Annotated in this window: 10 protein-coding genes; 5 read left to right on the forward strand and 5 right to left on the reverse strand. The window is 70.5% G+C overall.

Annotated elements, in window-relative coordinates; all coding sequences use genetic code 11:
* From AC2VNT_RS11555 to AC2VNT_RS11570, 4 genes are all read left to right on the forward strand, one after another.
* The coding region (locus AC2VNT_RS11555) for a glucose-6-phosphate dehydrogenase (RefSeq protein ID WP_486946989.1) at positions 1-591 on the forward strand (591 nt) is incomplete at its 5' end.
* Positions 592-640: 49 nt separating this feature from the next.
* On the forward strand, positions 641-1,549 hold the full coding sequence (gene opcA, locus AC2VNT_RS11560) for a glucose-6-phosphate dehydrogenase assembly protein OpcA (RefSeq protein WP_486946990.1): 909 nt from the start codon (positions 641-643) through the stop codon (positions 1,547-1,549).
* Positions 1,546-2,295: a 6-phosphogluconolactonase gene (gene pgl / locus AC2VNT_RS11565; RefSeq protein ID WP_486946991.1), complete on the forward strand. Its 750-nt coding sequence runs from the start codon at positions 1,546-1,548 to the stop codon at positions 2,293-2,295. Before opcA ends, pgl begins: the two co-directional genes overlap by 4 nt.
* A gap of 8 nt (positions 2,296-2,303) precedes the next feature.
* Complete coding sequence (locus tag AC2VNT_RS11570; protein ID WP_486946992.1) at positions 2,304-2,699, forward strand: ATPase; 396 nt, start codon at positions 2,304-2,306, stop codon at positions 2,697-2,699.
* A 39-nt stretch (positions 2,700-2,738) separates the two neighbouring features.
* On the opposite strand, the gene rpsR is transcribed toward AC2VNT_RS11570, so the two are convergent.
* From rpsR to rpmB, 4 genes are read right to left on the reverse strand one after another with little or no spacing between them, the layout of a single operon-like run.
* Positions 2,739-3,002, reverse strand: a complete 264-nt coding sequence (gene rpsR, locus AC2VNT_RS11575; RefSeq protein WP_486946993.1) for a 30S ribosomal protein S18 — start codon at positions 3,000-3,002, stop codon at positions 2,739-2,741.
* The gene (rpsN, locus tag AC2VNT_RS11580; protein WP_486946994.1) at positions 3,002-3,307 is read right to left on the reverse strand and encodes a 30S ribosomal protein S14; all 306 of its coding nucleotides are present in this window, start codon (positions 3,305-3,307) and stop codon (positions 3,002-3,004) included. The genes rpsR and rpsN overlap by 1 nt, the downstream gene beginning before the upstream one ends.
* Before the next feature lie 2 nt (positions 3,308-3,309).
* Positions 3,310-3,474 carry a 50S ribosomal protein L33 gene (gene rpmG, locus AC2VNT_RS11585; protein ID WP_486946995.1) on the reverse strand — a complete coding sequence of 55 codons (165 nt, stop codon included), beginning with the start codon at positions 3,472-3,474 and terminating at the stop codon, positions 3,310-3,312.
* Positions 3,474-3,710, reverse strand: coding sequence for a 50S ribosomal protein L28 (gene rpmB / locus AC2VNT_RS11590; protein ID WP_486946996.1), 237 nt, complete (start codon positions 3,708-3,710; stop codon positions 3,474-3,476). The genes rpmG and rpmB overlap by 1 nt, the downstream gene beginning before the upstream one ends.
* A gap of 109 nt (positions 3,711-3,819) precedes the next feature.
* On the opposite strand from rpmB, the gene mrf reads away from it, so the two are divergent.
* The gene (mrf, locus tag AC2VNT_RS11595) at positions 3,820-5,019 is read left to right on the forward strand and encodes a ribosome hibernation factor-recruiting GTPase MRF (RefSeq protein ID WP_486946997.1); all 1,200 of its coding nucleotides are present in this window, start codon (positions 3,820-3,822) and stop codon (positions 5,017-5,019) included.
* Positions 5,020-5,117: 98 nt separating this feature from the next.
* On the opposite strand, the gene AC2VNT_RS11600 is transcribed toward mrf, so the two are convergent.
* Positions 5,118-6,815 (reverse strand): phosphoenolpyruvate carboxylase (locus AC2VNT_RS11600; protein WP_486946998.1); only part of this gene is annotated, 1,698 nt, incomplete at its 5' end.

The following is a 6,815-nucleotide window of genomic DNA, read 5'->3' on the forward strand; positions in this document are numbered from 1 at the left end:
TGGCAGGGCGGCGAGCACGTCGTCGGGCTGCTCGACGAGGAGGGGTTCGCGCACGACTCGGTCACCGAGACGTTCGCCGCCATCACCCTGGAAGTCGACACCCGCCGCTGGGCGGGGGTGCCGTTCTACCTGCGCACCGGAAAACGGTTGGGCCGGCGGGTGACCGAGATCGCACTCGTTTTCAAACGGGCACCGCACCTGCCGTTCGACGCCACCATGACCGACGAACTCGGACAGAACGCGCTGGTGATCCGGGTGCAGCCGGATGAAGGGGTCACCCTGCGGTTCGGCTCCAAGGTGCCCGGCAACGCGATGGAGGTCCGCGACGTCAACATGGACTTCTCCTACGGCTCGGCGTTCGCCGAAGACTCCCCCGAGGCCTACGAGCGGCTGATCCTCGACGTTCTGCTCGGTGAGCCGTCACTGTTCCCGGTCAACAAGGAAGTCGAGTTGGCCTGGGAGGTACTCGATCCGGTACTCGACAACTGGGCGTCGCGCGGGAAGCCGGAACCCTACCAGGCGGGCAGCTGGGGGCCGCGATCATCGTTCGAGATGCTGCGCCGGTCCGGCCGGGAATGGCGGCGGCCGTGAACCGGCCCGGCGACGATGCCGAACGCAGCGAGGCCGAGGAGCGGTTCCGTTGATCATCGAACTTCCGGACACCAGCACCACCGCGATCAACAAGAAGCTCGACGAGCTGCGGCAACGCGCCGGTGCGGCAACCACCGGCAGGGTGCTGACGCTGATCATCGCCCCGCAAACCGACGCGCTGCTCGACGAGTCGATCGCCGCGGCCGCTATCGCCGGCCAGGAACACCCCAGCCGGGTGATCGTGGTGCTGGCCGGTGGTCGCGGCGGAGAGGCGCGCCTGGACGCGCAGCTGCGGATGTTCGGCGACGCCGGGGCCGGCGAGGTGGTGGTGGCACGGCTGTCCGGCCCGCTGGCCGACCACGCGGACAGCGTGGTGCTGCCGTTCCTGCTGCCCGACATCCCGGTGGCCGCCTGGTGGCCGGATGTCGCACCGGCAGTGCCCGCGCAGGATCCGTTGGGCCGGTTGGCGATCCGACGGATCACCGATGCGACCAACGGGTCGGACCCGCTCTCGGCGATCAAGGGCAGGCTGCCCGGGTACACCGCCGGGGACACCGACCTGGCGTGGAGCCGAATCACCTACTGGCGGGCGCTGCTCACCTCGACGATGGACCAGCCACCGCACGAACCGATCACCTCCGCGCTGGTGTCGGGGCTGCGAACCGAGCCGGCGCTGGACGTGTTGGCCGGCTGGCTGGCCAGCCGGATCGACGGCCCGGTCCGGCGGGCGGTGGGTGACCTGAAGGTCGAGCTGGTGCGCGAGAGCGAGACGGTGACGCTGAGCCGACCGCAGCGGGGCGCGACGGCGACGTTGAACCGGACCGCCCGCCCGCCCGCGTTGGTCCCGTTGCCGCGCCGGGAGACCTCCGAATGCCTGGCCGAGGATCTGCGCCGGCTGGACCCCGACCCCGTCTACGGCGCCGCGCTGGCCGGCATCGACCGAGTGGAGTACCTATGAGCACCGTTATCGAGATGTTCCCGGACAGCGACGCGCTCTACGCGGCGGCGGGTCGGCGGCTGGTCGCCGCCATCGAGACCGCTGTGGCGGCCCGGGGCAGAGCACTGGTGGTGCTGACCGGTGGTCATGGTGTCGCGGCGCTGCGGCAGCTGCGCGAGCACCGGCGGCGGATCGACTGGTCGGCGGTGCACCTGTTCTGGGGGGACGAACGCTACGTCCCGGCCGACGACGACGACCGGAGCGACAAGGCAGCCCGCGAAGCCCTGCTGGACCACGTCGACATTCCGCCGACCAACGTGCACGCGTTGCCGGCCAGTGACGGCGAGTTCGGCGACGATCTGGACGCCGCGGCGCTGGCCTACGAGCGGGTGCTGGCCGACAACGCCGCGCCGGGTGAACCGGCGCCGGATTTCGACGTGCACCTGCTTGGCGTCGGCCCCGAGGGCCACGTCAACTCGCTGTTCCCGGACACCCCGGCGGTGCGCGAGACCGCCCGGCTGGTGCTCCCGATCTACGATTCCCCCAAGCCGCCACCGCGACGAATCACGTTGACCCTGCCCGCGATCCAGCGTTCCCGCGAGGTCTGGCTGATGGTTTCCGGCGCGGCGAAGGCCGATGCGGTGGCCGCCGCGGTCGGCGGCGCGGAGCCGGAGGCGGTGCCGGCCGCCGGGGCGACCGGCCGAGAGCAGACGATCTGGCTGCTCGACGCCGAAGCCGCCACCAAGCTGCCGCCCGACCGGTCATAATCGGCAGCATGGCAACGACACCCCCCAGCGCCGGCCCGGAGCGCAGGCGGCTCAAGACGCTGGCCCAGGCGGCGCTGAACGCCGACGTCACCGTCGGGCAGGTCGGAGACGTGCTGTCCGGGCTGGGCGACACCATGAACGAGCTGAACAGCTCGCTGGTGGGCCTGAACGCCACGGTGGAACGCCTGGGCGACGGCCTGGACCATTTCGAGCAGACGTTGTCCGGCCTGGATGACCTGGCCCGCCGGCTGGCCACCCTGATCGAGCCGGTGGAGGCCATCGTCAGCCGGATCGACTATCTGGTGGAGGTCGGCGAGACCGCGATGTCGCCGTTGGCGGCGACCGAGAGCGCGCTGCGGGGCATGTTCAACGCCGTGCGCAACCGGGCGACCGGCGGCCGCTGACGGTCTGAGCGCAGTGCGGCGATCGGCGATGCGCACCGGCTACTCACGGACCGTCGACCGCGGGTACGGCAGCAACGCCATCTCCCGGGCGGTTTTGATCGCGGTGGCCACTTGGCGTTGCTGCCGGACGGTCAGGCCGGTGACCTGCCGGGACCGGATTTTGCCGCGTTCGGAGATGAACACCCGCAGCGTTGCGATGTCTTTGTAGTCGACGAAGCCGACGCCGAGTTTGGCGAGCAGGTTTTGGCGGGGTGTCCTCGCCCGGGGCTCGGCGCGCCGGCGAAACGTCTTCTTGCCCGCCACTACCAGCTGGCCTTCCGGACGCCGGGCAGCTGGCCGCGGTGGGCCAAGTCCCGCAGCCGCATCCGGGACAACCCGAATTTTCGGAGATGCCCTCGGGGACGCCCGTCGACGGAGTCGCGGTTGCGCAGCCGCACCGGGCTGGCGTCGCGGGGTTGGCGCGCCAGGCGCTGCCGGGCGGCGAACCGCTGCTCGGATGTGCCGGCCGACGACCGGATGATCCGTTTGAGCTCTGCGCGGCGCTCGGCGTAGCGAGCGACCGTTGCGCGCCGCTGAGCGTCTTTGACGATCTTGGACTTCTTGGCCACGGTCAGCGCTCCTCCCGGAATTCGACGTGGCGGCGAATCACCGGGTCGTACTTGCGCAGCACCAACCGGTCGGGGTCGTTGCGCCGATTCTTGCGGGTGACGTAGGTGTAGCCGGTGCCCGCCGTGGAGCGCAGCTTGACCAGGGGACGAAGATCGGTGCGCGCCATCAGATGCGCCGCCCGTCGCGGCGCAAGCGGGCCACTACGGCCTCGATCCCGTCTCTATCGACGACCTTGATGCCCTTGGCGCTCACCCGCAGCCTGACCCGACGACCCTCGGATGGCAGATAGTAGGTCTTGATCTGGATGTTCGGTGACCACCGCCGCCGGGTGCGGCGATGTGAATGCGACACGCTGTTACCGAAGCCGGGTACGCGGCCGGTGACCTGACAGTGGGCGGACACCCGTTACCTCCTCCATCACTCGCTTGTTGAAAATCATTTTCGACAACCAGCAGCTCGGACTGTACCGTGAAACCATCATTAATGACAATCATTACCGATAAGGAGGGTCATGCGGACTCCGGTGATACTGGTAGTCGGCCAGGGCGATACCGGGGCGGCGACGACCACGCTGCTGAATCGGCCCGGAACGTTGATCGTCGAGCACCGCCTAGACGGTCACGTCGTGGTGCGAAGCGTGGTCAGCCGCGACGGCGGGGGCGTGTCGAGGCAGGAAACCGCCCTGGAACTCGGCAACGGCTGTGCGTCGTGCACCATCCGCAACGATCTGCTCGTGCTGCTGCGCCGGCTGCATCGGCGCGCCGGCGTCAAACGCATCGTCGTGCAACTGGCGCCGTGGCTGGAGCCCGAACCGGTCTGCTGGGCGATCAACTACGTTCGCGTCCACGTCGGCCCAGGCTACGTCGACGGACCGGCCGCGCGTGACGTGGTGGTCGCGGCGGTAGTCACCTGTGTCGACTCGGCCGGCTGGCTGGACCAGGCGCTCGGCGACGAGGAACTCGACGACGGGCGCACCATGGCGCAGGTCGTGGTCGGGCAGGTGGAGTTCGCCGACGTCGTGATGCTCGGCGACCCGGACCCGGCCGTGCTGGCGGTCAGCCGCCGGCTCGCCCCCCGCGCCCGGATCACCGTCGGGACCGAGCGGCTGGAGCAGGCGCTGGCACACCTGGAGATCGACTCGCGGCGCGGCCGCCGCGACCATCCGCACGGTCCGCTGTTGGTCGGCCAGCCCGCGCTGGAAGCCCAGGGGTCGGTCCAGCTCATCGAATTCAACGCGCGCCGCCCCTTTCACCCAGGGCGCCTCCACGCCGCCGTCGACCTGCTCCTGGACGGGGTTATCCGGGCCCGGGGCCGGCTGTGGCTGGCCAACCGGTGCGACCGGGTGATGTGGCTGGAGTCGGCCGGGGGTGGGCTGCGGGTCAGCTCGGCCGGCAAGTGGCTCGCCGCCATGACCGCAAGTGAAGTGGCCTACACCGACCCGGAGCGCCGGGTCTTCGCCGACCTGATGTGGGAGTACCACTACGGCGACCGGCACACCGCGATCACCGTCCTAGTGTGCGGAGCCGACCCGGCCGAAATCCTCGACGCCCTCACCGGTGCACTGCTCACCGACGACGAATTGCTCGCGCCGGACGACTGGGCCGGCTACGACGATCCGTTCGGCGACTGGCATCAAGATCCCTGCGACGCGACGAACGACCTCGCCGAGGACGCCTCGACGCGCGGCAACAAAGACGCAGACCGACCATGAAACCGGGCATCCATCCCGACTACCCTCCCGCACCATCGACTGGCAGGCGCCCGACCCGAGCCGGCGCGGCCGGACACAGCGACGCCGCGACCCGCTAGCTAACCGCTGTTGCGCAGCGCGCTGGCCAGCCCGTTCATCGTCAGCAGGATGCCCAGCCGTACCTGTTCGTCGTCGTCGCCGCCGCGGTAGCGGCGCAGCAGCTCGACCTGCAGGTGGTTCAGCGGCTCCAGGTACGGGAACCGGTTGAACACCGAGCGGGCCAGCGCCGGGTTGTCGGCGAGCAGGTTGTCCTGGCCGGTGATCAGCGCGTGCATGGCGATGGTCCGGGTGTGCTCGGCGGCGATCCGGTCGAAGACCCGTCGGCGCAGCTCGGGGTCGGGCACCAGCTCGGCGTAGCGCGCGGCCAGCCCCAGGTCGGTCTTGGCCAGCACCTGGGCCATGTTGGACAGCACGGTGGTGAAGAACGGCCAACGGCGGTACAGGTCGCGCAGCACCGCCAGCCGACTCGCCCGGTCCTCCGGCCCGGCGGCCAGCCACTGCTCGATCGCCGTCCCGGTGCCGTACCAGCCGGGCAGCATCACCCGGCACTGGCTCCAGGACAGCACCCACGGGATGGCCCGCAGGTCGGCGATCGAGTCGGTCGGCTTGCGCGAGGTCGGTCGGCTGCCGATGTTCAGCGCGCCGATCTCGCTGACCGGGGTGGACGCCAGGAAATAGTCGACGAATCCCGGTGTCTCGTGCACCAGTTCGGCGTAGGCGCGCTGCGCGCGGGTGGCCAGGTCGTCGAGGACCGCGTAGGCCGGTTCCGGGTCGGCGCCGAGCCCCTCGACGTCGAGCAGGGTGGCCTCCAGGGTGGCGGCCAACAGCGCCTCCAGGTTGCGGTACGCCATCGCCGGCTCGGCGTATTTGGCGGCGATCACCTCGCCCTGCTCGGTCAGCCGCAGTGAGCCGTCCACCGCGCCCGGCGGCTGAGCCAGGATCGCCTGGTAGCTCGGCCCCCCGCCGCGGCCGACGGTGCCGCCGCGACCGTGGAAGAGTTGCAACCGGATTCCGGTCCGGCGGGCCGACTCGACCAGGTCCAGCTCGGCCCGGTACAACGCCCAGTTCGCCGCCAGGTACCCGCCGTCCTTGTTGGAGTCGGAGTAGCCGAGCATCACCTCCTGGGTCTCCCCGCGGGCCCGCACCAACGCCCGATACAACGGAATGTCCAGTGCCGCTTCCAGAATCGACGTGCCGCGATGCAGGTCGTCGATGGTCTCGAACAGCGGGACCACGCCCACCGGGCAGTCCGGGTGCGGCCCGGACGCGTCCAGCAGCCCGGTCTCCTTGAGCAGCACGGCGGCCTCCAGCAGGTCGGAGACCGACCGGCACATCGAGATGATGTAGGTCGGCACCGCGCGTGGACCGAAGACGGCGACGGCACGGGCGGCGGCGGCCAGCACGCCCAGCTCCCGGCCGGTCTGCTCAGAGAGCTCGGCACCCGGGCGCACCAGCGGGCGACGGGTGGCCAACTCGGCGACCAGCAGCGCGACCCGGTCGTCCTCGGACAGCGACCGGTAGTCCGGATGCACCCCGGCCCAGGCCAGCAACTCGGCGATCACCTCCTCGTGGACGTCGGAGTTCTGCCGCAGGTCCAGGCCGGCGAGGTGAAAGCCGAAGACGTGCACCGCCTCCCGCAGCCGAGCCAGCCGGTCGTCGGCCAGCAGCCGGCCGCCGTCCGCCCGCAGCGAGGCGTCGACCACGTCCAGGTCGGCGCGGAGTTCGGCCGGTGTGGCGTATCCGGGCAGGTCCGGGTC

The organism is Mycobacterium sp. TH-M15 (assembly GCF_057473705.1).